A 26,134-nucleotide genomic window follows, 5' to 3' on the forward strand; every position below is an offset into this window, starting at 1 on the left:
AAGCCCATCAACCGAAGCTGATGGGCTTTTTTACTACCCGCGCAGCGCAGGTCAAATCAAGGATGCAGCAACCAATCAGGCTGCGCGCACGCGGCGACGGCGCAGCATGGTCAGTGCGCCAAAGCCGAGACCGAGCAGGGCCAGCGAACCTGGCTCAGGCACTTCGTTGAAACGGAAATTGTCCATGGCTACGTACGTGCCCGAACCGGGCGTGCCGGCATCGACGCCGCCATAACTATTCAGGACCAGACGATCGATGCCGGTGTAAGCAAAGGCGAAATAGGTTGCGACGTCGTCGCTGATAATTTTGGTCTGGTTGTAGACCAGCACGTTGTTCTTGTAGCCTTTGACATCGACGTTCAAATTGTCGTTCCATGCGGCCGTCAGGAAGGAGCCGTTGAAGTCGAACAGTCCGCCCCCGCTCTTGGTCACAGTCGTCGTCTCGTAGAAAAATGCCGTATAGTCACCAGATGCCAGTCCACGGCAATAGCCAGTGTCTTGAGTGAAATAGGTGCTGCATTTAAGACGATCAGCCTGAGAAAACACCAGGCCGCTGGACGAGATGGAGCTGGCCGTTTCAAAGTCAATGATGCTTGCTTGTGCGCTACCGGCAAAGGCGAATGCAGTGGCGAGGATGGTGGCGAGTTTGGACAGTTGATTCATGATTTTTCCCAGGGGCTAATGCTACATTGATTTATATTAACTATAAATGAAATATAGCAACATTCATGCCAGCTAAGAAATACTCAATGAAATCAATGGCTAAGGTAAACGGTTGAAATTCGCCAGCGCCACGATGTAAAGTTTCTCGACAGAATAAAAGCTTCGCATCCAGAAATACACCGGAAAATTACACAGACGAAAAAAGAGCCGGTAGCATTTAGCTCCGGCTCTTTCTGGGTGGCTGATTGAACAGCTGAATTCTGGTGGGAAGTGCAAGTTTCGAACTTGCGACCCCTGCAGTGTGAATGCAGTGCTCTACCCCTGAGCTAACCTCCCTGACAACGAGGCGTATTATGCCACAGGATTTCTCTACCGTCACCCCTGTAGAGAATAATTTCTCCAAATGCAATTCCCTTTGACGCCCTTGTCGAGGCCGGCAAGCAGCTCTTCATGCTGCGCCTGTTCCTCATCGCTGGCGGACACAACGATGATCTCGCCGAGCGGCACGGCTTCCAGCAGCATGCCGTCGTTCGCGGTTTCCACCTCATGGTCCATCGACAGCGAATTCTGGCCGCGCGTCATCGCCAGGTAGACGTCGGCCAGCAGTTCGGAGTCGAGCAGCGCGCCGTGCAGCTTGCGGTGGGCGTTCGAGACGCCATAGCGGTCGCACAGGGCGTCGAGAGAGTTGCGCTTGCCGGGGTGCATTTCCTTGGCGTTGACGAGGGTATCGATGACGCCGCCGCAATGCGAAACAAAACTCGGCAGGCCGAGGCGCTGGAATTCGTGGTTCAGGAAGCCCAGGTCGAAGGGCGCGTTGTGGATGATGACTTCGGCGCCCTGGATGTAGGCGCGCAGATCTTCGGCAATCTCGTGGAACTTCGGCTTGTCGCGCAGGAATTCCGTGGTCAAGCCGTGCACCGCGAGCGCGGCCTCGTCGGACTCGCGCTCGGGGTTGATATAGACGTGAAAATTATTGCCGGTCAGCGTGCGGTTGAATAGTTCGACGCAGCCGATTTCGATGACGCGGTCGCCGGTTCGCGGGTTCAGGCCGGTGGTTTCGGTATCGAGGACAATCTGGCGCATGGCTTGCTTTTGTTAAGGTTAGGCAAGCCTGCAGTATAACGCAAGCAGGCGCGGCCTAACGGCGGACGGTGGCCGCTCCCCGGTTCGCCAGCACGTCGGCGCGCTCGTTCCCGGGGTGGCCATTATGGCCGCGCACCCAGCGCCATTCGACGGCATGCTGTTGCTGGGCCAGGTCGAGCGCCTTCCACAAATCATCGTTCTTCACCGGCTCCTTGGCCGCCGTCTTCCAGCCGCGCGCCTTCCAGCCGTGGATCCATTCGGAGATGCCCTTCTGCACATACTGGCTGTCGGTATGCAGCACCACGTCGCAGGGACGATTCAAAACGCCGAGCGCTTCGATCACGGCCTTCAGTTCCATGCGGTTGTTGGTGGTATTCGGTTCGCCGCCAAAGATTTCCTTTTCATGACCATCGGCCACCAGCAGTGCGCCCCACCCGCCCGCGCCCGGATTGCCCTTGCAGGCGCCATCGGTAAAAATTTCCACTTTCGTCGTCATGCTGCCGGGTCTTCCTTGATTCGTCATTCTCTGTTGGTTGCCGGGACCGCTTGCGGAGCCCGGTTTGACTTCTTGCTCCATGCCGGCCCGATCAGGTGCATGCCCTTGACCCGCTTGACCGCGTGCACGACATACACCGCGCCCAGGTAAGGCCACCAGCGCTGCCCCGCCGCTTCCATGCTTGAGAAGCGGTCGATCCACTGGGCGGTGCGAAACGGTGGCGCGTAACAACCGAAATGGTTGCGCGTCGGGCCGAGATTCAACAATTTTAACCAGTCTTTCAGGCGGGGCATAGAGATGAATTCGCCTGCGGCCGGCAGGTAGCCGTTGCGCGTGACCTTGCCGATCCCCTGGCGCACGCCCCACAGGCTGGCCGGATTGAACCCGCAAATGATCACCTGGCCTTCGGGAATGAGCACGCGCTCGACCTCGCGCAGCACCTGGTGCGGTTCGGCGGCGAACTCGAGCACGTGCGGCAGCACCACCAGGTCCAGGCTTTGCGAGGCGAAGGGCAACTCGGCGAAATCGAGGGCCACGGCAATCTGCTTGCCGCTCGCCGCGAATTCAAGTTCGTCAAAAGTCGAGGTGCGCGTGGCCGCCTGCCACTTGTTCGGCATGCGGTTGGCGGCCAGCGCGTCGATCTGCGGCACGCCGACCTGCACGGCGTTGTAGCCGAAGATGTCGGCCGTGAGTTCGTCCAGACAAGCTTGCTCGAAGGCGCGCACATAGGCGCCGGCCGGCGAAAGCAGCCATTCGTCGAGCGCTATAATGGATTTTTCGGATGCAGCGCTATCCATGACCACCTCTTTTGCAAAACCATGACCCATTTGCCTGACGGCGCCCGTAACGATTTGACTGTCCTGACCGTACCGGCGTTCAAGGATAATTACCTGTGGCTGATCCATGACGGCCTGCACGCCGCCGTCGTCGATCCCGGCGACGCCGCGCCTGTCCTGGCCGCATTGCACGAACATGGATTGAGCCTCACCGCCATTTTACTCACCCATCATCATGCTGACCACATTGGCGGCGTGCCCGCGCTGCTGGCGCATTTTCCGGTGCCGGTATATGGCCCGCGCAATGACGGGATCGATGCGCTCACCCATCCCCTGGGCCAGGGCGAGCGGGTGCAGGTGCCGGGAATCGATCTCGCGCTCGAGGTGCTCGAGGTTCCCGGCCACACGCTCGGCCATATTGCCTATGTACGGCGTACGCCGGGGCTGCACTGGCTGTTCTGCGGCGATACCCTGTTCGCGGGCGGCTGCGGCCGCCTGTTCGAAGGCACGCCGGCGCAGATGGCAGAGTCCCTGGAGAAACTCGCTGCCCTGCCCGAGGACACGGAAGTCTATTGCGCGCACGAGTACACCCTGGCAAACCTGCGGTTTGCCGAGGCGGTCGACGCCGAGAATGGGGCCTTGCACCTGCGCATGCGCGACGAGACGGCGAAAAGAGCAGCCGGGCTGCCCACCGTGCCGTCAACGATAGGACTCGAGCGCAGCACGAATCCCTTCCTGCGTTACCGCGAGCCGGGCATCATCGCGGCCCTGGTGGCGGCGGGCAAGCTGAAAGAAGGCGCAACGCCGCTGCAAACCTTCGCGGCCTTGCGGGAGTGGAAGAACGTGTTTTAAGGCAGCGCTCAGATTTCCTCGTACAGCGGCAGCGTCAGGAATTCCGCGAACTGTTCAGACGTCGACATTTCTTCGAAGATCACGGCGGCCCTGGCATAGCTCGGGTTGTCGCCATTGGGCGCGGCAGCTTTCGCATTGGCCAGTTCTTCCGGAATCATGGCGCGCACCATCTCGGCGGTGACCTTGCGGCCGTCCTCGAGCACGCCCTTCGGCGAGCGGATCCACTGCCAGACTTGCGAGCGGCTGATCTCGGCGGTGGCGGCGTCTTCCATCAGATTGTGGATCGGGACGCAGCCGTTGCCGGCCAGCCAGGCGCCCAGGTAGTGGATGCCGACGTTGATGTTGTAGCGCAGGCCGGCTTCGGTGATCGGGGTTTCCGGCTTGAAGTCGAGCAGCTGGGCAGCGGTGACCTCGACATCCGGGCGCTGCTTGTCGATCTGGTTCGGACGCTCGCCCAGCACCCTGGTGAATTCCGTCATCGCCAGCTCGACCAGGCCCGGGTGGGCGACCCAGCCGCCGTCGTAGCCGTCGTTCGCGTCGCGCGCCTTGTCGCTGCGCACGCCGCCCATGGCGATGTCGTTCTTTTCCGGATCGTTCTTGATCGGGATCAGCGCCGCCATGCCGCCGATCGCCGGCGCGCCTCGCTTGTGGCAAGTCTTGAGCAGCAACAAGGCATAGGCGCGCATGAAGGGCGAGGTCATCGTCACTTTCGGGCGGTCGGCCAGGCAGAAGTCCTTGTCGAGCTTGAATTTCTTGATGCACGAGAAGATGTAATCCCAGCGGCCCGCATTCAGGCCGGCGCTGTGCTCGCGCAGCTCGTACAGGATCTCGTCCATTTCGAAAGCGGCGAGGATGGTTTCGATCAGCACCGTCGCCTTGATCGTTCCACGCGGCAGGCCGAGCGCTTCCTGGGTGGCGATGAAGATATCGTTCCACAGGCGCGCTTCCAGATGCGATTCCATCTTCGGCAGATAGAAATAGGGCCCGGCGCCGCGCGCGAGTTGTTCTTTTGCGTTGTGGAACATGAACAGCGCGAAGTCGAAAATGCCGCCGGAAACACGCTTGCCATCGACCAGCACATGTTTTTCGTCGAGGTGCCAGCCGCGCGGGCGCACGACCAGGGTCGCTACCTTGTCGTTCAGCTGGTAGGTCTTGCCGTTCTGCTCGAGGGAAATCGTGCGGCGCACGGCGTCGCGCATGTTGATCTGGCCGGTGATCTGGTTGTCCCAGTTCGGCGCGTTCGAGTCCTCGAAATCGGTCATGTAGCTGTCGGCGCCGGAGTTCAGCGCATTGATGACCATCTTGCGCTCGACCGGGCCGGTAATTTCGACGCGGCGGCATTCGAGTGCCTTCGGAATCGGCGCGATGGTCCAGTCGCCCTCGCGGACGTGGCGCGTCTCCGGCAGGAAGTCCGGACGCTCGCCGGCGTCGATGCGGCGCGCGCGTTCGACGCGGGCGGCGAGCAGCTCCTGGCGGCGCGGCTCGAAGCGACGCGTCAGGTCGGCGATCAGCGCCAGGGCGTCAAACGTCAGGATCTGCTCGAAGCCCGGCTTGATCTCGGCGCGGATCTCCAAACCCGGCGGGGTGGCGATGGTCATGGCATTACTCCTCGTGTGTTGGCGTTTGTCATATCATTAAGTATATTAGAGTTAAAGTAGCGAAACGATACAATTACTCACTTCATCTGTGCGTATTTGTCACAGATGGGAGCACGTGTTGGGAAAATTCCGGGAAATATCGACCTTCGTCGAAGTGGTGGCGCGCGGCAGTCTGTCCGGTGCGGCGCGCGCCGAGGGCATCGCGCCGGCCATGATCGGGCGCCGGCTCGACGCGCTCGAAGGCCGCCTCGGCGTCAAGCTGCTGCAGCGCACGACGCGGCGCCTGGTCCTCACCGACGAGGGCGCCGCTTTCCTGGAAGACTGCCAGCGCATCCTGGCCGAGATGGAAGAAGCCGAGAATGCGGTGGCCGAGCGCAGCGGCCATGCCAAGGGACATTTGCTGGTATCGGCGCCCGCGGGTTTCGGGCGCCAGCACGTCGCCCCGCTGCTGCCTTCTTTCCTCGCCGAACACCGCGAGCTCGGCATCAACCTGAACCTGACCGACCGCATCGTCGACGTCGTCGGCGAAGGGGTCGACGTCGCGATCCGCATCGCCAGTCTCTCGGATTCCAACCTGGTCGCCGTGAAACTGGCAGGCAACGCGCGCGTCGTGGTCGCATCCCCCGCTTATCTGAAGCGTCACGGCAGACCGAGCACGCCTGGCGACCTGGAGCGCCATCAATGCCTGGCGATCAGCAGCGAAGGCAGCCAGCGCGGCTGGACCTTCCGTGACGGCGGCAAGACGCTGACCCTGAAAGTACCGGGCAACCTGGTCTGCAACGACGGCGAGGTATTGCACGATTGGGCGCTGGCCGGCAAAGGCCTGGCATGGCGCTCGATGTGGGAAGTGGGCGCGCAGATCGCGGCGGGACGGCTGGTAACGGTGCTCGATGAATATGCGGCGCCTGGAAACGATATCCATGCGGTATTCGCCCAGAGGCGCCATCTGCCATTAAGGATTCGTGCTTTTGTCGACTTCCTGCGCCGCGCTTATGCAGAGCGTCTTGCTCCGGCCGGATAAAGTCGCGTAGTAATGAGAGACGCGTAACTACCGAGTAAAAATCAAAGGCGGCCTGGAACAAAAAGTCCAGACGAAAAAAATCCCCGGCAAGCCGAGGATTTTTTACATCAGTAATTCAGACGATTAGATCGGCTGGATGTTCGATGCTTGTTTGCCCTTAGGACCCGAGGTCACGTCGAACGAGACGCGCTGGTTCTCTTGCAGGGACTTGAAGCCTTGGCTCTGGATAGCCGAGAAGTGAGCGAACAGATCTTCGCCGCCTTCGTCAGGGGTGATGAAGCCGAAGCCCTTCGAGTCATTGAACCATTTAACGATGCCAGTTGCCATTACAATTTCCTATTTCAGTTAAGTGGGCTTACGCCCGTTTATGATCGTTTGAAGTAGCAAGAAAGAAATGACAGACAGACTGCACTTACTAGCTCGAACCCAACGATCCCGTATTATACCGAATAAAACAGATTGCAACCGGTTTTCGCAAAATAATTGTGCGAACCGCTTAGCAATGCTCTAAACCAACTTTGCGCGGCTTGATTTTGAATCGGCAGTAAGGAGAATATAGGGCATCGTCAGGGCTTAAGTTTGCGGTGGATCAAACGGTCCGGTGCAATACTTTTGGATCAAGGCAATAGCGAGAAAGCGGCGCTGTGATACGCGGGAGGCGGCCCGTCCAGGCCTGCCTGCACGAAGTCGTCGAGCGCAGCCAGCCAGGCGCGCCAGTCGTCCTCGCCCACCGAGTCGAAAGCGCGCAGCACGCGCAAGCGCTGTTCCAGCGCACGCGCACCCTGCCCCAGCTCGCGAAAGCCGAAGGTCACAGCGGCGCCGGCCAGCGTGTGCAGCAGCGCCTGCAGTTCGACCACCTGCTGCTGGCTGGGCACGGCCGGCAGGAAATCGGCGCGCGCCGCCTGGATGCGCCCCAGCGTGGCCGGCAGGCCGCTGCGGAAATCGCGGTTGGCCTGCGTCAGGCGGGCGAAGAAGCCGCTGTCGATGCCGGTCACTTGGTACCGAAGATACGGTCGCCGGCGTCGCCCAGGCCCGGCACGATATACGCATGCTCGTTCAGGTGCGAGTCGAGCGAGGCGACATACAGCTTCACGCCGGGGTGCGCGTCGTGGAACACCTTCACGCCTTCGGGCGCCGCAACCAGGGCCAGGAAGATGATGTGCTCTTCCGGTACGCCGCGCTTTTTCAGCACGTCCACCGCGTGCACCGCCGAATTGCCGGTGGCGACCATTGGATCGCACAGGATGAAGGTGCGCTCGGAGGTGTCAGGCAGGCGCACCAGGTATTCGACCGGCTCGTGGGTGTCCGGGTCGCGGTAGACGCCGATGTGGCCGACGCGCGCCGATGGCACCAGTTCCAGCAGGCCGTCGCTCATGCCGATGCCGGCGCGCAGGATCGGCACGATGGCCAGCTTCTTGCCCGCGATCACCGGCGCGTCGATCGTCACCAGCGGCGTCTGGATCGGACGCGTCGTCAGCGGCAGGTCGCGCGTGATCTCGTAACCCATCAGCAGCGTGATTTCCTTGAGCAGCTCGCGGAAGGTGCGCGTCGAGGTGTCGTGCTCGCGCATGTGCGACAGCTTGTGCTGGATCAGCGGGTGGTTCAGGATGTAGAGGCTGGGAAAGCGCGGGTCTTGGTTCATGATCGGCATGGGGTGTGTTCTTTGGTTGAGGCTCGTAACCGGGCATTATCCCAGCCGCGCGCGGATTTGTCGCGTCCAGCTTGTAGAAATTTCATGTCAACTCCTGAGGGCGCGCGCCAGGATGGCTTCCAGGTCGAGGCCGGGCGGCAGCCGGCCGAAGGCGCCGCCGACATCCTGGGCAATGCGCGAGGCGACAAAGGCCTCGGCGACATAGGGCGGCGCGTGGCGCAGCAGCGTCGCGCCCTGCACCGCAATCACCAGGCGCTCGGCCAGGCGGCGCGCGCCGGCCTCGTCGGCGCCGGCCAGGTCTTCCAGGAGCATCTCCACATAGCGCGCGAAGCGGGCATCCTGCGCGGCCGCCGGCGCCAGTTCCGCTTCGAGCACGGCGCGCGCCGCCTGCGGGTGCTTGCCCAGCGCGCGCAGCACGTCCAGGCACATCACGTTGCCCGAGCCTTCCCAGATCGAATTGACGGGAAACTCGCGGTAGAGCCGGGCGAGCGGGCCATCCTCGACATAGCCATTGCCGCCCATGACTTCCATCGCTTCGGCGCCAAAACCCGGGCCGCGCTTGCAGAGCCAGTATTTGCCGGCCGGGGTCAGGATCCGCCCCAGCAGGTGTTCATGGGGATCGTCGGGGCAATCGAAACAACGCGCCAGGCGCAGCGCGAACGCGGTGGCCGCTTCCGACTCGAGCGCGAGGTCGGCCAGTACATTCTGCATCAGCGGCTGCTGGACGAGCGCTTTGCCGAAGGCGGCGCGGCCGCGTGCATGGTGCAGCGCGTGGCACAGGGCGGCGCGCATGATGCCGGCCGTGCCGACCACGCAGTCGAGCCGCGTATGGCTGCCCATTTCCAGGATGGTCGGGATGCCGCGCCCGACCTCGCCCACCAGCCAGCCGCCCGCGCCGCAGAATTCGACCTCGGACGAGGCGTTCGAACGGTTGCCGAGCTTGTCCTTCAGGCGCTGCACGCGGATCGCGTTGCGCTCGCCGTCGGGCAGAAAGCGCGGGACCAGGAAACAGGACAGTCCGGCACAGCCCTCGCCGTCCGCCTGGGCCAGCACAAGGTGGGCATCGGACTGGGGCGCCGAGAAGAACCACTTGTGGCCGACGATGCGCCAGGCGTCGTCGCCCTCGTCGCCGAAGCGCCTGCGCGCATCGGTCGGGTCCCAGCGGGTGGCGCGCGTGGTGTTGGCGCGCAGGTCGGTGCCGCCCTGTTTCTCGGTCATGCCCATGCCGACCAGGACGCCGCGCTTGTGCTGCATCGGCAGCGAGCGCGGGTCGTAGTCGAGCGTCAGTATCTTGGCCAGCCAGCGCTCGCCGAGGCGGCCGGCGCGGCGCAGGGCTGGCACCGCAGCGTAGGTCATGGTCACCGGGCATTGGGCGCCGTTCTCGACCTGGCCGAACAGCAGGTAGGCACCGGCGCGCGCGACCTGGGCGCCAGGGCGCGGTTCAAGCCACGGCTGGCTGTGCGCGCCGGCGCCGATCATCAGTTCCATCAAGGCATGCCAGGCGGGATGGAATTCCACCTCGTCGATACGGCGACCGCTGCGATCGAAGTTCACCAGCCGCGGGCCGTTGGCGTTGGCCAGGCGCGCCAGGTCGAGCACCTCGGCGCGGCCGAGCCGCTCGCCCAGCGCATCGAGTTCGGCTGCGGCCCAGCCGGCGCCTTCGCGCACCAGCGCTTCCTGCAAGGCCGGGTCGGCCAGGAACAGGTTGACGTCGCCGAAGGGCGGCGCCTGGTTCACGACTTCATGCGTGTCGAAGGGCGTCGCAGCGGGTGGCAAAGCGTGGGTCATGGCGGTTCCTGCCCGGGCACTGGCCATGCCCAGGCGGTTATGTTGCGCAAAAGCATCGTTTTAGACCGATAGCTTCCCTTGTTTCTTTCCTATCGGCGACAATGCAAAAGATGTCACGACCCTGCATTATTGGCGATTCGTCAAGAGGCTAACGCAAAGCGCGGCTTGCGGCAAGTTGCCCCTGCTGCGAGGCAGACGACGCGTGAAAGAGGCGCGAACGAGAACGCACGTCCAGAATATTAATTCCTGACGGAATTATTAAGTGATAAAGTCATTGGCGGATTGAACCCATTGCGCGGTTCCACCCTTTCCCGGTTCCAGCAATAAGACAACTATTTTAATAATGCGCTCCAGTTCCGCCGCCGTGCCGATGAACCCGCCGCTGCAGGCCCAGGCAGGTACCGGCCTCGACAGCCTGATGGAGGCGGCCGGGGACGCCGTATTCCAGATCGCCGCGAGCGGCCAGATCCGCGCTGTCAGCCGCCGCGCCGTGCGCCTGCTGGGGATCGACCTGCCGCTCGAGGGAACGCCGCTGGCCGCGCTGGTGGCCGACCACGACGCGCCTGCGCTGCGCACCGCCATTGTCGAGGCCGTTGCGGCGGCCGAACCGGTGCTGGTGCGCGTGCGCATGCGCTGCGATCCGCGCGATGCCGGCATCGACTACCGTCCCTTCGAACTGCGCATCGCCACCGTCAGCAGCGGCGTCCTGCTGGTGGTCGGGCGCGACATGGGCGTCCAGCATGCGACCGAAGAGCGGCTGCGCCACATGGCCACCCACGACGCCCTCACCGAATTGCCGAACCGGCTGCTGCTGGCCGACCGCGTGCGCATGGTGGTGGCGAATGCGCGCCGCTCCGGCCAGGGCTTCGCCGTGGCCACCGTCGGCCTCGACGGCTTCAAGAAAGTCAACGACGGCCTCGGGCACCAGGTCGGCGACACGGTGCTGCGCCAGGCCGCGGCGCGCCTGCGCCGCGCCCTGCGCGACAGCGACACCCTGGCGCGTCCGGGCGGAGACGAATTCGTCGCCGTCCTGCCCGGCACCGTGAGCGAGGCCCAGATCAAGCTCGTCACCGGCCGCCTGCTGGCGGCGCTGCAGTCGCCCTTCGAGGTCGACGGCCACACCATCTATCTCGCGGCTTCGGTCGGCGTCTCCCTGTACCCGCAGCACGCCGAGGACGACGTCGGCCTGCTGGCGCTGTCCGACGCCGCGCTGGCGCGCGCCAAGGAAACCGGCAAGGCGCGCGCGGTGGTCTACAGCGTACGCGAAGAGGGCCCACCGCAGCACGACATCTCGCTCGAGGCGGCCATGTTCACCGCGGTACGCGAGGGCGAATTCCTGCTCTACTACCAGCCGATCGTCGACGCGAAAACGCGCCGCATCGAAGGCTTCGAGACGCTGATGCGCTGGAAGCACCCGACCCTGGGCATGGTGCCGCCGGTGCGCTTCATCCCGATCGCCGAAACCAACGGCCTGATCAACCTGCTCGGCGCCTGGGCCCTGAAGGCGGCCTGCGTCCAGCTGCGCCAGTTCGAGGAAGCCGCCGGGCGCGAGCTCTACATCTCGGTCAACATCAGTCCGCGCCAGTTCCGCAACGACAAATTCCTCGAGGTGCTGGACCAGGCGCTGGCACTGTCCGAGCTGCCCGGCAACCGGCTGGTGCTGGAAATTACCGAGGGCACGCTGATGGTCGATCCGCAGCATGCCGAAACCATCCTCACCCGCATGGCCGAACGCGGCGCGCGCATCGCAATCGACGATTTCGGCACCGGCTATTCCTCGCTGGCCTACCTGAAACGCTTCCCGATTTCGGTCTTGAAGGTCGACCGCGCTTTCGTGAAGGATTTGCCGGGCGCGCACAAGGAAGCGGCCATCTGCTGCGCCGTGCTCGACCTGGCGCGCCACCTCGACCTGGTGGTCGTGGCCGAAGGCGTCGAGACCGAAGAACAGCTGGGCTGGCTGCAGGAGCGCGACTGCCGCTACGTGCAGGGCTACCTGACCGGCAAGCCGATGCCGGCCCATGTCGCCCTCGCCGCCTTGCATGACAACCATTACACGGCATTGCTGCCGCAAGACCGGCGCTGACACCATGACGCTTCAAGCCACCAAGCTCGCCCACTTCGCCGACACGGCCGTCGACACCCCAGCCGCCAACACCGTCAGCGCCGACGCCACCCTCGCCCTGCTGTGGGAGCGGATCCGCCGCCAGGGCGACATGCCGGGCTTTACGCGCGCGATCAATGCGATCCTGGCCTCGATGCGCGGCGAAGACGAACGCGAATTTTCGATGACGCAGACGGTCCTGTCGGACCCGGTCCTGACGCAGAAGGTGCTGCGCCTGGCCAACAGCGGCATGTATTCGGCATTCGGGCAGCGCATCAATACCGTCTCGAAAGCGGTGCTGGTGCTGGGCACCGAAGCCATCGGCCACCTCGCGCTCGGCCTGAAACTGATCGAGGAGATCTCGAAGAGCACGCCGGATACGGCCAATGCCCACGTCGAGATGGAAAAGGCCGTGCTGGCCGGGATGGTGGCGCAGCAGATCGCCTCGAGCGCCGCCACGCGCGACCCCGAAGAAGCGGTGGTCTGCTCGATCCTGCATTCGCTGGGGCGGATGATGGTGACGTTCTACCTGCCCGAACGCTGGAGCGCGCTGCAGGCGGCCAGCGGCGCCGGCAACGAGGGCGCCTCCGCGCCACGCCTGCTCGGGCTGTCGCTGGAGGCGCTCGGGCGCGCCACCGCCGAGCACTGGGGCCTGCCGCGCAACCTGGTGGCCGGCATGCGCACGCTGGAACCGGACCAGAGGGCCGAGGGTTTCGGCCATGACGACTGGCTCGCCGCCCTGGGCACGATGTCGACCCGCTGCGCCGCGTCGCTCTGGAACGACGACGAAGCCGGCGCCGCCGAGGTGCGCGAACTGGCGGCCGCGTTCGCGCCGATGCTGGGCGTGCAGGTCGAAAACATCCTGGGCGCGATCGACCGCGCCCGCGTTGGCGCCGCCGCCGACCTGACGATCGCGCCGCTCGCCAACCCGGCCGACAAGCGGGCGAAAGTCGACGCCGTCACGCGCAAGCGCGAAGCCGGCAACCGCATTCTGATGAGCGGCGTGGCCGACATGCGCGACGCCGGCCCGGGCGTCAACCCCGGCCAGATGATGTCGATGGCGCTTGAAACGGTGTACCAGGGCCTGTCGTTCACGCGCGCCTTTGCCTTCCTGCGCAACCGGCGCGAGGGCAAGTACCTGGCCAAGATGGGTTTCGGCACGGGCACCAGGGCCTTGTTGCCGAACCTGGCCTTCGAGGATGGCTACGAGGCCGACGTGTTCCACGCGGCGCTGGCCAGCGACCGCGTGATCTTCATCGAAAACGCGCAGGACCCGAAGTTCTCCAGCAAATTGCCGCTGTGGTGGAAGGGCACGCTGTCCGAGGCGAGCAGCTTCGTTGTCGTGCCGCTGTGCCTGAACGGCCAGCCGGTCGGCTTCATCTATGGCGACTGGGACGACAGCCTGCCGTCGGTGAACCTGAATCCGACTGAATTCTCGCTGCTGAACGACCTGCGCGGCTTGGTGGTGCGCACCGTCGAGCGGCGCGCAAGCATGGAAGCCGTCGCCAGCCGCGGCTGATTTATGTAAGCTGCGGCGTCTCCACGCGCACATCCCCGCACTGCGCCCGGTGCATCAGGGCATGGTCGATCAGCACCAGGGCCAGCATGGCCTCGGCGATCGGCGTGGCGCGGATGCCCACGCACGGATCATGGCGGCCGAAGGTCTCCACCATGGCGGGCAAGCCCGCCTTGTCGATCGAGCGGCGCGGCACCCTGATCGACGAAGTCGGCTTGATCGCCAGCGACACCGTGATCGCCTGGCCGGTCGAGATCCCGCCCAGCACCCCGCCCGCGTTATTTCCGATAAAGCCCTCGGGCGTCAGTTCGTCGCCGTGCTCCGACCCCTTCTGCGCCACCGCCCCGAACCCGGCCCCGATTTCCACGCCCTTGACCGCGTTAATCCCCATCATGGCGTAGGCGATGTCGGCGTCGAGCTTGTCGTAGATCGGCTGGCCCCAGCCCGGCGGCAGGCCGGTCGCGACGACGTCGATGCGGGCGCCGATCGAGTCGCCGGCGCGCCGCAAGTCATCCATATAGGCTTCCATCCGCGCCAGCAGGGCCGCGTCGCCGGTGGCGGCGAAGAAGGGGTTGTTCGCCACGTGCTCCCAGCCGCCGAAGGGAATCTCGATCTCGCCCAGCTGGCGCATGCAGCCGGCAAATTCCACGCCATGGCGCTCGCGCAGCCATTTCTTCGCCACCGCCCCGGCGCCCACCACCGGCGCGGTCAGGCGCGCCGACGAGCGGCCGCCACCGCGCGGGTCGCGCACGCCGTACTTGTGCCAGTAGGTGTAGTCGGCGTGGCCCGGGCGGAAGGTCTCGGCGATGTTGCCGTAATCCTTGCTGCGCTGGTCTTCGTTCGGAATCAATAGTGCGATCGGGGTGCCGGTCGTGAAGCCCTGGTAGACGCCCGACAGGATCTGCACGCGGTCCGCTTCCTGGCGCTGGGTGACATGGCGCGAGGTGCCGGGTTTGCGGCGGTCGAGTTCGAGCTGGATATCCGACTCGGCCAGCGCCAGGCCTGGCGGGCAGCCGTCGATCACGCAGCCGATCGCCGGGCCGTGCGACTCGCCGAAAGTAGTAACGGAAAACAGCTTGCCGAATGAATTGCCGGACATGGTAGCGGAGGGGAAGTGGCGAAACGACCATTCTACCAGCGTCGCGCGGGCCCGGGACCGCGCCGCGCCGCAGGCCGGGAAACGACAAGCCGGCCAAAGTATTTTTCTCTATGGCAATATTATCGCGTTCAAATACGTATTAACCGCTATACTGCCATGGCAAGAAATGCAGAGCCCAAGCCTGGAGACGGAAATAATCATGCCCGCATCGATCATGCCTGGAGTCGGTGCCGACCCACGCGATACCCTGGTTTTCCTGGACGAGGCGCCGCCGGCGCCGCGGCCTGGCCACGGCCCTGGCCCGCAAGCGGGTCAGCGGCCAAGCTGGCGTATCCTGATCGTCGACGACGACGCCGACGTCCATTCGACCACCACCTTCGCCCTCGCCGGGCTCGAGGTGCTGGGGCGTCCGCTCGAATTCCTGCACGCCGGCTCGGGCAGCGAGGCGCGCGCGCTGCTCGCGCAAGACCGTGAAATCGCCGTCATCCTGCTCGACGTCGTCATGGAGCAGCCCGACGCCGGCCTGCTGCTGGTGCGCCACATTCGCGACACCCTGGGCATGGTCGACGTGCGCATCATCCTGCGCACCGGCCAGCCCGGTTATGCACCCGAGATGGATGCGATCCGCGACCTCGACATCAACGACTACCGCACCAAGTCCGAGCTGACCCGCACCAAGCTCTACACGGCGGTGGCCGCCGCCGTACGCGGCTACCAGCAGCTGCGCGCCCTGAGCCTGGGGCGCGCCGGTCTCGAACGGATCGTCCACGCCGGCGCCGAACTCATGACCCTGCACAGCCCGCGCGACGTGGCGCGCGCCGTGCTGGCCCAGGCCGCGGACCTGCTCGGCCAGGAAGCCGACGGCGTCCTGTGCGCGCGCGACGGCAAGGCGTTGCGCGTGCTCGGCGGCGCCGGCAGCGGACGCGACCTCGAAGGCGGCCCGCCCGAGGTCCACCTCGACGGCCGCATCGCCGCCAGCCTGCACCGCGCTTTCGAGGAACGGGTTTCCGCCTTCGGCCCGGGCTGCCTGGCGCTCTACTTCCCCGGCAAATCCGGGCGCGACTTCGCCGCCGCCATCCCCTTGCAGCACGCCGTCAGCGAGGGCGCGCGCCGCCTGCTGCGGGTCTTCACCAGCATCGTCGCGGTAGGCCTGGACAACACGGAACTGGTCGGGCGCCTGAACAATGCCGCCTTCGTCGACCGCCTGACACGCCTGCCGAACCGTATCCGCCTGGTCGAGGAACTGGACAAGACGGTCGCCGCCGGTCGCGCCGACGGCGCACGCCTTGATGCCACCCTCACCCTGGTCGACCTGGATCACTTCGCCGCATCGAACGACGCGCTCGGCCACGGCTTCGGCGACCTGTTGCTGGTCGCCGTGGCGGGCCGGCTGCAGGCCTCGCTGCATCCGCGCCTGTTTGTCTCGCGCATCGGCGGCGACACCTTCGCCGTGCTGGGCGACGGCGCGTTCAACACGCCCGCCACGATCCACGCCCTGTTCGAAGCGCCCTTCTCGATCGACGGCCACGACGTGCAGGTATCGAGCACGCTCGGCCTGCTGCGCCTGGCCGAGCACGACGGCGGCGGGGCCGACGCGCTGAAGGACGCCGACATCGCACTGAAGCGCGCCAAATCGCAGCAGCGCGGCGGTCACTTCACTTTCTCACGCGGGATGGGCATCGAAATCCGCGAACGGGTGCGCATGATGCACGCGCTGCGCGGCGCCCTCGGCCGCGACGAACTGTTCCTCGCTTACCAGCCGCAAGTCGACCTTGCCACCCACCGGCCCTTCGGCGCCGAGGCGCTGCTGCGCTGGCGTACCGCGGACGGCAGCACGATCCCGCCCGACCGTTTCATCCCGATCGCCGAGTATTCCGGTTTGATCGTCGAGATCGGCGGTTGGGTGCTGCGCCAGGCCTGCGCCGAACTGATGCGCATCCGGGCGGCCGGCTATCTCGATTTCACGATGTCGGTCAACGTCTCGCAGGCGCAGCTGCGCCATCCGCAATTCATCGACGTGCTGTCGGGCGCCCTGCGCGATACCGGCGCGCCGGCCCAGTATCTCGAACTCGAGATCACGGAATCAATGGCGATGGAAGAGCCGCAGCAGCTGGCCGCGATGCTGGCCGAGGTCAAGCGCACCGGCGTGTCGATCGCGATCGACGACTTCGGCACCGGGTTTTCCTCGCTGTCGCACCTGCAGCGCCTGAAAGTGGACCGGCTTAAGATCGACCGCGCCTTCGTGACCGAAATTACCGGCTCGGCGCGCGGCAGCAGCATCGCCGGGATGGTCATCCAGCTCGGGCGCAACCTGGGCTTGTCGGTGATCGCCGAAGGCGTCGAGGACGAGCGCCAGGCCCAGATCCTGCACGCGCTCGGCTGCCCGCTGGCGCAGGGCTACCTGTTCGCGCGGCCGCTCTCGCCGCAGGCTTTACTCGAGTGGCTGGGCGGGCAGCTCGATTAGCTTCAATCTTCCGCCGCCTCTTCCGCCGGCCAGTCCCGGATATACGCCTTGAGCATCCGGTTCTCGAAGCTCTGCGCCTCGAGCACGGCGCGGGCCACGTCGTAGAAGGAGATCACGCCCAGCAGGGTCTTGGCGTCCATCACCGGCAGGTAGCGCGCGTGCTTTTCCAGCATCATGCGGCGCACTTCGTTGACTTCGGTTTCGGGCGTGACCGTGATCGGGCTGTCGTCCATGTGCTTGCGCACGGTGCCGGCGCCGAGCGCGCCGCCGTTCGAGTGCAGCACCTTGATCACTTCGCGGAAGGTCAGCATCCCGACCAGGTCGCCGTACTCCATGACCACGAGCGAACCGATGTCCTTCTCGGACATCGTGTTCACCGCGTCGGCCAGCAGCGTTTCCGGGGTGACCGTATAAAGAATGTTGCCTTTCACCTGCAGGATTTCCGAAACTTTCATATTGGCCACCCCGGCGTCAGTTAATGATTTCACTAGTCTTTTCTTTGATTGAATTTTTGCGAATTTTTTTGCGAATTGTTTGCTGAAGGCATAACACGAATGTAGCTTAAGCCTAGCAGAAAAACCAGATTCACAGGGGCAGTTGCATGGTAATGAAACAATGTTACGATGCTGGCCATCGAATTTTCTCCATGAGTTCACCATGAGCGGTCCACGCACCCCCGGCTTCGATACGCTGTCGCTGCACGCAGGCGCCGCCCCCGACCCGGCCACCGGCGCACGCGCCACGCCGATCCATTTCACGTCCTCGTTCGCCTTCAAGGATTCCAGCCACGCCGCCTCGCTGTTCAACATGGAGCGCAGCGGCCACGTGTATTCGCGCATCTCGAACCCGACCAACGCCGTGCTGGAAGAGCGCATTGCCGCGCTCGAGGGCGGCGTGGCCGGCATCGCCACCGCCAGCGGCCAGGCCGCGATGCACCTGGGCTTGAGCACCATCGCCGGCGCCGGCTCGCACATCGTCGCCTCGCGCGCGCTCTACGGCGGCTCGCACAACCTGCTGGCCTATACCCTGAAGCGCTTCGGCATCGAGACGAGCTTCGTCGACCCGCGCGACATCGACGCCTGGCGCGCCGCGATCCGGCCGGAAACCAAGGTGCTGTTCGGCGAAACGCTGGGCAATCCTGGCCTGGACGTGCTCGACATCCCGCGCATCGCCGGACTCGCGCACGAGCACGATTTGCCGCTGATGGTCGACGCCACCTTCACCACGCCCTGGCTGCTGCGTCCCTTCGAGCACGGCGCGGATTTGATCTTCCACTCGGCCACCAAGTTCCTGTGCGGACATGGCACGGCGATTGGCGGCCTGCTGGTCGACGGCGGCAGCTTCGACTGGCAACGCGCGCATGACCGCACCGGCCGCTTCGCCGAACTGTGCACGCCCTACGAGGGCTTCCACGGCATGGTGTTTGCCGAGGAGTCCACCGTCGGCGCTTTTGCCCTGCGCGCGCGGCGCGAAGGCCTGCGCGATTTCGGCGCGGTGATGAGTCCGCACAACGCCTTTGCCGTGCTGCAGGGGATCGAGACGCTCGGCCTGCGCATGGAGCGCCACGTCGCCAACACCCGCCGCATCATCGATTTCCTGCTGTCCAATCCGGCGGTGGAATCGGTGTCCTATCCCGGCCTGGAGAGCCATCCCGATTACGCACTGGCCCAGGCCCTGCTGCCCAAGGGCTGCGGCGCCGTGTTCACCTTTGTCCTGAAGGGCGGGCGCGCGGCCGGCGTGCGCTTCGTCGACAACCTGAAGGTCTTTTCGCACCTGGCCAACGTGGGCGACGCCAAGTCGCTGGTCATCCATCCGGCCTCGACGACGCATTTCCGGGTGCCGCCCGAGCAGCTGGCGGCGTCCGGCATTACCGAGGGCACGATGCGGCTTTCCGTCGGCCTGGAAGACGCCGAAGACCTGATCGACGACCTGGCGCGCGCGCTCAAAATCTCGCAGAAAGGCAGCTAAGTGATCCTCGACATCGATGGCCGGGCGGCCTATTCTTACACCGGCGGCAAACCCTTCGACGCGGCGCTGCCGACCGTGGTGTTCCTGCACGGCGCGCAGAACGACCATTCGGTGTGGGCGCTGCAGTCGCGCTGGTTCGCGCACCACGGATTTGGCGTGCTGGCGGTCGACCTGCCGGGGCATGGGCGCAGCAGCGGGCCGGCCCTGGCCAGCGTGGAAGCGATGGCCAGCTGGCTGCTGGCGGTGCTGGACGCCGCTGGCATCGACCAGGCGATGCTCGTCGGGCACAGCATGGGTTCGCTGATCGCACTCGAAGCCTGTCACCGGGCGCCGCAGCGCGTGCGCGCGCTCGCCTTGCTCGGCACGACTTATCCGATGAAGGTCGCCGACGCCTTGCTCACCACCGCGCGCGACGATGAAGCGACGGCGATCGACATGGTGAACATCTGGTCGCACTCGAGCATCGCCCACAAGCCCTCGAGTCCGGCGCCGGGCTTTTCTGTCATGGGCGGTGCGAAGCAGCTGATGGCGCGCATGTCGGCGATCAATCCGGCGCAGCTGTTCCATACCGATTTCTCGGCCTGCAATGCCTACGCGAATGGCGAGGCGGCAGCAGCGAGCGTGCGCTGCCCGACCCTCTTCATCTTCGGCAAGCAGGACATGATGACGCCGCCGCGTTCCACCAAACTGCTGGTCGGCGCCATCGCCCATGGCAAGGTCGTGCAGGTGGACGCCGGTCACGCGCTGATGAGCGAACAGCCCGATGCGGTGCTCGATGCGCTGGCTGAATTTGCGGTAAGCCTCGATCGCGCTCCAGGCTGAGCGGGCAGCCGGCGCGGGGCTGTCGTTCGAATTCGCGACAGGGGCGTTGGCGCGCGCTTTGCGTTCTATAATACCAACGATGAACCCGACCCTGACCATCCTTGTTTTGTACTACTCGCGCCACGGCGCCACCCGCAAGCTGGCCGAACTGATCGCCCAGGGCGTGGAGAGCGTGCCCGGCATGGAAGCGCGCCTGCGCACTGTGCCGGCGGTCTCGACCGTGACCGAGGCGAGCGAGCCGGCCATTCCGTCCAGCGGCGCGCCCTATGTCGAGTTGTCGGACCTGGCCGAATGCGCGGGATTGGCGATGGGTTCGCCCACGCGTTTCGGCAACATGGCGGCGGCGATGAAATACTTCCTCGACGGCACCGCGGCCGAATGGCTGGCTGGCACCCTGTCCGGCAAGCCCGCGGCCGTGTTCGCCTCCACGGGCAGCCTGCACGGCGGCCAGGAAGCGACCCTGCTGTCGATGATGATTCCGCTGCTGCACCACGGCATGCTGGTGCTGGGCTTGCCCTACACGAATCCGGAACTGATGACCACCTCCAGCGGCGGCAGTCCCTATGGCGCCACGCACTGGTCCGGGATCGACGGCGACAAGGCCGTCACGGAAGACGAAAAGCGCCTGGCGATCGCCCTCGGGCGCCGCCTGGCCGAAGCTGCATCGAAGCTGCAAACACCTTTGCAAACAACATTGCACTCACCTCTGCAGGGACCACGCTGATGCAAACCCCTAAGCTCTTTCTCGGTGGCGCCATCGCCAGCCTGGCGCTGTTGATCTGCTGGCTGGTCGCCTGGGAAATGTGGGTCGCCCCGCTGCGCCCGGGCGGCTCGCTGCTGGCACTGAAAGCCTTGCCGCTGCTCTTGCCCTTGCGCGGCGTCATCAAACGCGACTTGTACACGCTGCAATGGTCGTCGATGGTCATCCTCCTGTATTTCACCGAAGGCGTGGTGCGTGCCTGGAGCGACCTGAACGAAGTGTCGCGCTTCATGGCCATGGGCGAAGCAATCCTGGTGTGTGTCTATTTCGCCTGCGCCCTGCTCTACCTGCATCCCTACAAAAAGGCCGCGAAAAAGCTCGCCAAGGAATTGCTCGACAAGGTAAAAGTGCCGCATGACTGAGGATGCCGCATTGAAAACGGATCACTGAAGCCGCATGACTGACGAATTCGTCGGGCGCTGCCGCGAGATCATCGGCGCGCCCTGGGTACTGGCGGACGAACCCGCGATGGCGCCCTATCTGACCGACTGGCGCGGCCGCTTCACGGGGCGCGCCCGCGCGGTGCTGCTGCCCGCCGACACGGCCCAGGTGGCGCAACTGGTGGCCGAATGCGCGGCGGCGCGCGTGCCGATCGTGCCGCAGGGGGGGCGCACGGGACTGGTGCTGGGCAGCGTGCCCGACGCCAGCGGCGCCGCGGTCGTGCTCTCGCTGCGGCGCATGAACCGCATCCTGGAAGTCGACACGACCAACCGCACCATTTTGGTGCAGGCGGGCGCTGTCCTGCAAGACATCCAGGAAGCGGCGCGCGAGGCCGGCCTGCTGTTTCCGCTGTCGCTGGCCGCCGAAGGCAGCTGCACCATCGGCGGCAACCTGTCGACCAATGCCGGGGGCACGGCGGTGCTTCGGTATGGGAATACCCGCGACCTCTGCCTGGGGCTCGAAGTCGTGACCGCGACGGGCGAGGTCTGGGACGGCCTGCGCGCGCTGCGCAAGGACAACACCGGCTACGCGCTGCGCGAGCTGTTCGTGGGCGCCGAAGGCACGCTGGGCGTGATCACGGCGGCCGTGCTGAAACTCTACCCGCAGCCCAAGGCATCCATGACGGCCCTGGTGGCGATGGATTCGCCCGGGCGCGCGCTGGCACTGCTGTCGCTGATGCAGGACCTGTGCGGCCCGAGCCTGACGGCCTACGAACTGATGTCGGACTTCTGCCTGCGCCTGGTGGCCGCTCACTTCCCGCACCTGCCACGGCCGTTTACCGGGACCCATGCGCAGTATGCCTTGCTGGAAGTGTCGAGCAGCGAATCGGAAGAACACGCGGTCCGGCTGCTCGAATCCGGCATCGAGGCCGCGCTCGAAGCCGGCCTGGCGATCGACGCCGTGGTGGCGATGTCGAGCGCGCAGTCCGGCGGCCTGTGGCAGCTGCGCGAGCACATTCCGCTGGCCCAGGCCAGCGCCGGCAAGAACATCAAGCACGACGTGTCGCTGCCGATCTCGCGCATCGCCGACTTCATCGCCGATACCGACGCCCAGCTCGCCGCCGCCTTTCCCGGCTGCCAGGTGGTGTGCTTCGGGCACCTCGGCGACGGCAACCTGCACTACAACGTGGCGCCGATGCAAGGCGTGACGCACGACGTTTTCCTCGGCAACCAGGCGGCGATCAACCGCATCGTGCATGACAGCGTGAGCGCCTTCGACGGCTCAATCTCGGCCGAGCACGGCATCGGCGCGCTCAAGGTCGACGACCTGAAACGCTACAAGGATCCCGTCGAACTGAACATGATGCGCGCCATCAAGGCCGCGCTCGACCCGCTCGGCATCATGAATCCCGGCAAAATCCTGTGAGCGGCGGCGGCCTGTCCCCCTTGTCCGTGCTGTCGCGCTGGATGCTGTTCGGCGAGTGGCGCGCCCACCCGCTGCGCGCCGTGCTGGCCGTGGTGGCGATTGCGGTCGGCGTGGCGATGGGCTTCGCCATCCACCTGATCAATGCCGCCGCCTTCAACGAATTCTCGGCCGCCATCAAGAGCCTGTCGGGCCAGGCCGACATCCAGGTGCTGGGGCGCGAGCCGACCTTCGACGAAACGGTCTACCCGGTGCTGGCGCAATACCAGGGCGTGGCGCTGGCCTCGCCGGTGCTCGAGCTGCAGGCGGCCGTGCCCGTGGCAAAAGGCTCGCTGCGCCTGGTCGGCATCGACCCGCTGCGGGCGGCCTACATCGCGCCCGACCTGCTCGGCGTGCCGGCCGAGGGGCGCGGGGCCGATGTGCTGGGCGACGCCACGATCTTCCTGTCGCCGGCGGCCCGGGCCTGGCTGACGCCCGGCAAGGATGTGCCAGCGGGTCACAAGCTCACTCTGCGTGCCGGCACCACGGACTTTTCGCTGCGCGTGGCCGGGCCGGTGGCGCGCGCGCGCGCCGGCCAGCGCTTCGGCGTGATGGACATCGGCGCGCTGCAGTGGCGCCTCAAGCAGCTCGGGCGCCTGTCGCGGGTCGACCTGAAACTGCAAGACGGTGTCGATCGGGCGCAGTTCGAGCAGCAGCTCACGCTCGATCTCGAACGCCGGTTTCCCGGGCGCTTCCGGATCCAGCAACCGAACGACAGCGACCAGGAAAGCCGCAACAATAACCTGAGCCGCGCCTACCGCGTCAACCTCACCGTGCTGGCCCTGGTGGCCCTGTTCACCGGCGCCTTCCTGGTCTTCTCGACCCAGGCCCTGTCGGTGATGCGCCGGCGCAGCCAGTTCGCCTTGCTGCGCGTGCTCGGCGTCGAGCGCCGCCAGCTGCTGCGCCAGGTGCTGGTCGAAGGCGCCAGCCTGGGCGTGCTCGGCGCCGCGCTGGGCGTGGCCGCCGGCTATGGCCTGGCCGCGCTGGCCTTGCGCCTGTTCGGCGGCGACCTTGGCGCCGGCTATTTCCCGGGCATCAAGCCGCAGGTCGTGTTCACGCCGGTGGCGGCCCTGGTGTTCTTCGCGCTGGGCCTGGGCGTGGCCCTGCTCGGCTGCCTGGCGCCGGCCTTCGAGGCGGCGCGCGCCAGGCCGGCCGTCGCCCTGAAGTCCGGCAACGACGAGGCGGCGCTGTCGCGCTTGTCGCGCGTCTGGCCGTCGCTGGCCTGCCTGGCGCTGGCCGGAATCTGCGCACTGGCGCCCCCGGTATTCGAGCTGCCGCTGTTCGGCTATTTCGCGATCGCGCTCCTGCTGATCGGCGGGATCGGCCTGATGCCGCGCCTGGCGTCGAGCACCTTCCGGATGCTGAACCGCCCGCTGCTGCGCCATCCGAGGGCGCCGCCGGTACTGGCGCTGACCATGGCGCGCCTGGCGAATGCCCCGGGCCAGGCCTCGATCGCGCTCGGCGGCGTGCTGGCCAGCTTCAGCCTGATGGTTGCGATGGGCATCATGGTGTCGAGTTTCCGGGGCTCGGTGGACGACTGGATGCGCCACATCCTGCCGGCCGACCTGTATGTGCGCAGCGCCGCCGGCGGCAGCTCAAGTTTCTTCGGAAAACCGGAACAGGCGGCGATCCTGGCTGCCGCCGCGGGCAAGCCGGTGCAGTTCCTGCGCACCCGGCCGATTTCGCTGGCATCGAACCGTCCGGACGTGATCCTGATCGCGCGCGACATCGACGCCGCCGATCCTGGCCGCCTGCTGTTCCTGGTCGAGGGGTCGAACCCGTCGCGTCCGGTCCCGCCCGGGGCACGCCCGGCCTGGGTGTCCGAAGCGATGCTCGACCTGTACGGCGCCCGGGTCGGCCAGGTGCTCATGCTGCCGCTGGGCGGCCGGCCGGCGCCCTTCTTTGTCGCCGGCGTCTGGCGCGACTACGCCAACCAGTCCGGCTCGGTCGTGGTGCGCCTGGGCGACTACCGCGCCCTCACCGGCGCCGACGAAGTCACCGACGCCGCCATCTATGCCGGGGACGAAGCGGCTACCGACGAAGTCGAGCGCGCATTGCGCAAGCTCCCCTTCGGCCCGGCCCTGCAACTGGCCCGCCCCGGCGAAATCCGCGCGATGAGCCTGCAGATTTTCGACCGCAGCTTCGCCGTCACCTATCTGCTCGAAGCGATTGCCATCGTCATCGGCCTGTCGGGCGTGGCGGCTACTTTTTCCGCGCAGACGCTGGCGCGCGCCAGGGAATTCGGCATGCTGCGCCATGTCGGCGTCACGCGCAGCCAGGTGCTGGGCATCCTGGCCTGCGAGGGCGGCCTCCTGACCCTGCTCGGCGTGGCCTGCGGCTTCGCGCTCGGGCTGGTGATCAGCCTGATCCTGGTGTTCGTCGTCAATCCGCAGTCCTTCCACTGGACCATGGGGCTGCACCTGCCCTGGGCCCTGCTTGGAACGGTGGCCGCGGTGCTGGTGGCGGCGTCGGTCGCCACCGCCCTGGTCTCGGGGCGCTTTGCATTGTCCGGCGGGCCGGTGCGCGCCGTCAGGGAGGATTGGTAATGCGTGCTCTTTTATTGCTGTTGCTGTTCGCGTGCCAGGCCTGCCTGGCCGCGCCGCCCGCGTTTGCCCCGGTCACACCGACCCGGGGCCTGAACTTCCCGGCGGATTTCGGCGCCCATCCGGAATTTCGAACCGAATGGTGGTATGTCACGGGCTGGCTGAAGACCGCCGGCGGCAAGCCGCTCGGCTTCCAGGTGACCTTCTTCCGCAGCCGTACCGAACACGACCCGGCCAACCCGAGCGCGTTTGCGCCGCACCAGCTGGTGATCGGCCACGCGGCGGTTTCCGACCCGTCCCACGGTCGCCTGGTGCATGCCGAGCGCAGTGCGCGCGAAGGGTTCGGCCTGGCCTGGGCCAAGGCCGGCGACACCGACCTGAAACTCGACGACTGGCGCATGACACGCGCGCCGGACGGCAGCTACCGGGTGCTGGTGCGCTCGAACGAATTGAGGCTGGAACTGGCGCTCACGCCCACCCAGCTGACCCTGGTGCAGGGCCAGAACGGCTACTCGCGCAAGGGCGCTTCACCGCAGCACGCGAGCTATTACTACAGCCAGCCGCACCTGAAAGTATCCGGCACGGCGAGACGCGCCGGCGCTGCCGGGCCTGTTACCGGCAGCGCCTGGCTGGACCACGAATGGTCGAGCGAAGCGCTGCAGCCGGAAGCGAGCGGCTGGGACTGGGTCGGCGCCAACCTCGACGACGGCTCGGCGCTGATGGCTTTCCAGATCCGCAAGAAGGGGAATGGACAGGAGGGTGATAAACTATGGGCGCACGCGACGGTGCGCGCGCCCGACGGCAAGATCACGCGCTACGCACCCGGCGAGGTCAGCTTCACACCGCAGGCGCGGTGGAAGTCGCCGCGCACGAATGCCGATTACCCGGTTGCCACCACGATCGCCACTGGCGGCACGCGCTGGCAGATCGCTCCCCTGCAGAACGACCAGGAGCTCGACTCGCGCCGCTCGACCGGCGCCGTCTACTGGGAAGGCGCGGTGACGGTGGCGCGCGACGGCGTGCCGGCCGGGCGCGGCTACCTCGAGATGACCGGCTATGTGCGGCCGATGAAACTTTGACCTCATTGACAA

Annotated in this window: 23 protein-coding genes and 1 tRNA gene; 12 read left to right on the plus strand and 12 right to left on the minus strand. The window is 65.8% G+C overall.

The window, feature by feature from the left end; all coding sequences use genetic code 11:
- Positions 1 to 75: 75 nt before the first annotated feature.
- From AC56KZ_RS01475 to AC56KZ_RS01495, 5 genes are all read right to left on the minus strand, one after another.
- Positions 76 to 663: a PEP-CTERM sorting domain-containing protein gene (locus AC56KZ_RS01475; protein WP_497160360.1), complete on the minus strand. Its 588-nt coding sequence runs from the start codon at positions 661 to 663 to the stop codon at positions 76 to 78.
- Positions 664 to 924: 261 nt separating this feature from the next.
- A tRNA-Val gene (locus tag AC56KZ_RS01480) sits at positions 925 to 999 on the minus strand.
- A gap of 39 nt (positions 1,000 to 1,038) precedes the next feature.
- A complete protein-coding gene (gene dnaQ / locus AC56KZ_RS01485) occupies positions 1,039 to 1,746 on the minus strand; it encodes a DNA polymerase III subunit epsilon (protein WP_497160361.1) in 708 nt (235 codons plus the stop codon).
- 55 nt (positions 1,747 to 1,801) lie between these two features.
- A complete protein-coding gene (gene rnhA / locus AC56KZ_RS01490; RefSeq protein WP_497160362.1) occupies positions 1,802 to 2,242 on the minus strand; it encodes a ribonuclease HI in 441 nt (146 codons plus the stop codon).
- 23 nt (positions 2,243 to 2,265) lie between these two features.
- Complete coding sequence (locus tag AC56KZ_RS01495; RefSeq protein ID WP_497160363.1) at positions 2,266 to 3,039, minus strand: class I SAM-dependent methyltransferase; 774 nt, start codon at positions 3,037 to 3,039, stop codon at positions 2,266 to 2,268.
- Between the two features lie 21 nt (positions 3,040 to 3,060).
- Here AC56KZ_RS01495 and gloB point away from each other — a divergent pair, with 21 nt between their 5' ends.
- The gene (gene gloB, locus AC56KZ_RS01500) at positions 3,061 to 3,870 is read left to right on the plus strand and encodes a hydroxyacylglutathione hydrolase (protein ID WP_497160364.1); all 810 of its coding nucleotides are present in this window, start codon (positions 3,061 to 3,063) and stop codon (positions 3,868 to 3,870) included.
- A gap of 8 nt (positions 3,871 to 3,878) precedes the next feature.
- Here the strand turns inward: gloB and aceB are convergent, their stop codons facing one another.
- Positions 3,879 to 5,468 (minus strand): malate synthase A, encoded by a 1,590-nt coding sequence (gene aceB, locus AC56KZ_RS01505; protein ID WP_497160365.1) that lies wholly within the window; start codon positions 5,466 to 5,468, stop codon positions 3,879 to 3,881.
- A gap of 118 nt (positions 5,469 to 5,586) precedes the next feature.
- On the opposite strand from aceB, the gene AC56KZ_RS01510 reads away from it, so the two are divergent.
- Positions 5,587 to 6,489 carry a LysR family transcriptional regulator gene (locus tag AC56KZ_RS01510; protein ID WP_497161195.1) on the plus strand — a complete coding sequence of 301 codons (903 nt, stop codon included), beginning with the start codon at positions 5,587 to 5,589 and terminating at the stop codon, positions 6,487 to 6,489.
- A gap of 123 nt (positions 6,490 to 6,612) precedes the next feature.
- On the opposite strand, the gene AC56KZ_RS01515 is transcribed toward AC56KZ_RS01510, so the two are convergent.
- The 4 genes from AC56KZ_RS01515 to AC56KZ_RS01530 all read right to left on the minus strand — a co-directional run bounded on the left by AC56KZ_RS01515 (position 6,613) and on the right by AC56KZ_RS01530 (position 9,928).
- Positions 6,613 to 6,816, minus strand: coding sequence for a cold-shock protein (locus AC56KZ_RS01515; RefSeq protein WP_182988379.1), 204 nt, complete (start codon positions 6,814 to 6,816; stop codon positions 6,613 to 6,615).
- 290 nt (positions 6,817 to 7,106) lie between these two features.
- Entirely contained in the window at positions 7,107 to 7,484 is a 378-nt protein-coding gene (locus tag AC56KZ_RS01520; RefSeq protein ID WP_497160366.1) for an Hpt domain-containing protein, read from the minus strand.
- Complete coding sequence (upp, locus tag AC56KZ_RS01525; RefSeq protein ID WP_497161196.1) at positions 7,481 to 8,131, minus strand: uracil phosphoribosyltransferase; 651 nt, start codon at positions 8,129 to 8,131, stop codon at positions 7,481 to 7,483. The genes AC56KZ_RS01520 and upp overlap by 4 nt, the downstream gene beginning before the upstream one ends.
- A 96-nt stretch (positions 8,132 to 8,227) precedes the next feature.
- Complete coding sequence (locus AC56KZ_RS01530; RefSeq protein WP_497160367.1) at positions 8,228 to 9,928, minus strand: isovaleryl-CoA dehydrogenase; 1,701 nt, start codon at positions 9,926 to 9,928, stop codon at positions 8,228 to 8,230.
- A gap of 343 nt (positions 9,929 to 10,271) precedes the next feature.
- Between AC56KZ_RS01530 and AC56KZ_RS01535 the strand changes: the two genes are divergently transcribed.
- Entirely contained in the window at positions 10,272 to 12,011 is a 1,740-nt protein-coding gene (locus tag AC56KZ_RS01535) for a putative bifunctional diguanylate cyclase/phosphodiesterase (RefSeq protein ID WP_497160368.1), read from the plus strand.
- Positions 12,012 to 12,015: 4 nt separating this feature from the next.
- Complete coding sequence (locus AC56KZ_RS01540) at positions 12,016 to 13,548, plus strand: HDOD domain-containing protein (protein ID WP_497160369.1); 1,533 nt, start codon at positions 12,016 to 12,018, stop codon at positions 13,546 to 13,548.
- A gap of 1 nt (position 13,549) precedes the next feature.
- Here AC56KZ_RS01540 and aroC read toward each other — a convergent pair whose 3' ends face one another.
- Complete coding sequence (aroC, locus tag AC56KZ_RS01545) at positions 13,550 to 14,644, minus strand: chorismate synthase (protein ID WP_497160370.1); 1,095 nt, start codon at positions 14,642 to 14,644, stop codon at positions 13,550 to 13,552.
- 199 nt (positions 14,645 to 14,843) lie between these two features.
- Here aroC and AC56KZ_RS01550 point away from each other — a divergent pair, with 199 nt between their 5' ends.
- Entirely contained in the window at positions 14,844 to 17,108 is a 2,265-nt protein-coding gene (locus AC56KZ_RS01550; RefSeq protein ID WP_497160371.1) for a GGDEF/EAL domain-containing response regulator, read from the plus strand.
- Between the two features lie 2 nt (positions 17,109 to 17,110).
- Here the strand turns inward: AC56KZ_RS01550 and AC56KZ_RS01555 are convergent, their stop codons facing one another.
- Positions 17,111 to 17,563 carry a CBS domain-containing protein gene (locus AC56KZ_RS01555; protein ID WP_497160372.1) on the minus strand — a complete coding sequence of 151 codons (453 nt, stop codon included), beginning with the start codon at positions 17,561 to 17,563 and terminating at the stop codon, positions 17,111 to 17,113.
- Between the two features lie 202 nt (positions 17,564 to 17,765).
- Here AC56KZ_RS01555 and AC56KZ_RS01560 point away from each other — a divergent pair, with 202 nt between their 5' ends.
- The 7 genes from AC56KZ_RS01560 (at position 17,766) to AC56KZ_RS01590 (ending at position 26,122) form a co-directional block, all read left to right on the plus strand.
- Positions 17,766 to 19,076: an O-acetylhomoserine aminocarboxypropyltransferase gene (locus AC56KZ_RS01560; protein WP_497160373.1), complete on the plus strand. Its 1,311-nt coding sequence runs from the start codon at positions 17,766 to 17,768 to the stop codon at positions 19,074 to 19,076.
- Entirely contained in the window at positions 19,077 to 19,898 is an 822-nt protein-coding gene (locus AC56KZ_RS01565; RefSeq protein ID WP_497160374.1) for an alpha/beta fold hydrolase, read from the plus strand.
- 79 nt (positions 19,899 to 19,977) lie between these two features.
- Positions 19,978 to 20,622: an NAD(P)H:quinone oxidoreductase gene (wrbA, locus tag AC56KZ_RS01570; RefSeq protein WP_497160375.1), complete on the plus strand. Its 645-nt coding sequence runs from the start codon at positions 19,978 to 19,980 to the stop codon at positions 20,620 to 20,622.
- A complete protein-coding gene (locus tag AC56KZ_RS01575) occupies positions 20,622 to 21,020 on the plus strand; it encodes a DUF2069 domain-containing protein (RefSeq protein ID WP_497160376.1) in 399 nt (132 codons plus the stop codon). The genes wrbA and AC56KZ_RS01575 overlap by 1 nt, the downstream gene beginning before the upstream one ends.
- A 34-nt stretch (positions 21,021 to 21,054) precedes the next feature.
- Positions 21,055 to 22,464: an FAD-binding oxidoreductase gene (locus AC56KZ_RS01580; protein ID WP_497160377.1), complete on the plus strand. Its 1,410-nt coding sequence runs from the start codon at positions 21,055 to 21,057 to the stop codon at positions 22,462 to 22,464.
- Between the two features lie 41 nt (positions 22,465 to 22,505).
- A complete protein-coding gene (locus AC56KZ_RS01585; RefSeq protein ID WP_497161197.1) occupies positions 22,506 to 25,046 on the plus strand; it encodes an FtsX-like permease family protein in 2,541 nt (846 codons plus the stop codon).
- On the plus strand, positions 25,046 to 26,122 hold the full coding sequence (locus AC56KZ_RS01590; RefSeq protein ID WP_497160378.1) for a lipocalin-like domain-containing protein: 1,077 nt from the start codon (positions 25,046 to 25,048) through the stop codon (positions 26,120 to 26,122). The genes AC56KZ_RS01585 and AC56KZ_RS01590 overlap by 1 nt, the downstream gene beginning before the upstream one ends.
- Positions 26,123 to 26,134: the final 12 nt, after the last annotated feature.

Source organism: Telluria sp. LT2P34, from assembly GCF_059685915.1.

Excerpts from the sequence above, each read along its gene's own strand:
- AC56KZ_RS01575 (WP_497160376.1), top strand. The coding sequence starts at position 20,622 with ATGCAAACCCCTAAGCTCTTTCTCGGTGGCGCCATCGCCAGCCTGGCG.
- rnhA (WP_497160362.1), bottom strand. The coding sequence starts at position 2,242 with ATGACGACGAAAGTGGAAATTTTTACCGATGGCGCCTGCAAGGGCAAT.
- wrbA (WP_497160375.1), top strand. The coding sequence starts at position 19,978 with ATGAACCCGACCCTGACCATCCTTGTTTTGTACTACTCGCGCCACGGC.
- AC56KZ_RS01550 (WP_497160371.1), top strand. The coding sequence starts at position 14,844 with ATGCCCGCATCGATCATGCCTGGAGTCGGTGCCGACCCACGCGATACC.
- AC56KZ_RS01535 (WP_497160368.1), top strand. The coding sequence starts at position 10,272 with ATGCGCTCCAGTTCCGCCGCCGTGCCGATGAACCCGCCGCTGCAGGCC.
- AC56KZ_RS01560 (WP_497160373.1), top strand. The coding sequence starts at position 17,766 with ATGAGCGGTCCACGCACCCCCGGCTTCGATACGCTGTCGCTGCACGCA.
- gloB (WP_497160364.1), top strand. The coding sequence starts at position 3,061 with ATGACCCATTTGCCTGACGGCGCCCGTAACGATTTGACTGTCCTGACC.
- AC56KZ_RS01585 (WP_497161197.1), top strand. The coding sequence starts at position 22,506 with ATGCTGTTCGGCGAGTGGCGCGCCCACCCGCTGCGCGCCGTGCTGGCC.
- AC56KZ_RS01475 (WP_497160360.1), bottom strand. The coding sequence starts at position 663 with ATGAATCAACTGTCCAAACTCGCCACCATCCTCGCCACTGCATTCGCC.
- AC56KZ_RS01495 (WP_497160363.1), bottom strand. The coding sequence starts at position 3,039 with ATGGATAGCGCTGCATCCGAAAAATCCATTATAGCGCTCGACGAATGG.
- dnaQ (WP_497160361.1), bottom strand. The coding sequence starts at position 1,746 with ATGCGCCAGATTGTCCTCGATACCGAAACCACCGGCCTGAACCCGCGA.
- AC56KZ_RS01515 (WP_182988379.1), bottom strand. The coding sequence starts at position 6,816 with ATGGCAACTGGCATCGTTAAATGGTTCAATGACTCGAAGGGCTTCGGC.
- AC56KZ_RS01580 (WP_497160377.1), top strand. The coding sequence starts at position 21,055 with ATGACTGACGAATTCGTCGGGCGCTGCCGCGAGATCATCGGCGCGCCC.
- AC56KZ_RS01530 (WP_497160367.1), bottom strand. The coding sequence starts at position 9,928 with ATGACCCACGCTTTGCCACCCGCTGCGACGCCCTTCGACACGCATGAA.
- AC56KZ_RS01555 (WP_497160372.1), bottom strand. The coding sequence starts at position 17,563 with ATGAAAGTTTCGGAAATCCTGCAGGTGAAAGGCAACATTCTTTATACG.
- aceB (WP_497160365.1), bottom strand. The coding sequence starts at position 5,468 with ATGACCATCGCCACCCCGCCGGGTTTGGAGATCCGCGCCGAGATCAAG.
- AC56KZ_RS01590 (WP_497160378.1), top strand. The coding sequence starts at position 25,046 with ATGCGTGCTCTTTTATTGCTGTTGCTGTTCGCGTGCCAGGCCTGCCTG.
- aroC (WP_497160370.1), bottom strand. The coding sequence starts at position 14,644 with ATGTCCGGCAATTCATTCGGCAAGCTGTTTTCCGTTACTACTTTCGGC.
- upp (WP_497161196.1), bottom strand. The coding sequence starts at position 8,131 with ATGAACCAAGACCCGCGCTTTCCCAGCCTCTACATCCTGAACCACCCG.
- AC56KZ_RS01540 (WP_497160369.1), top strand. The coding sequence starts at position 12,016 with ATGACGCTTCAAGCCACCAAGCTCGCCCACTTCGCCGACACGGCCGTC.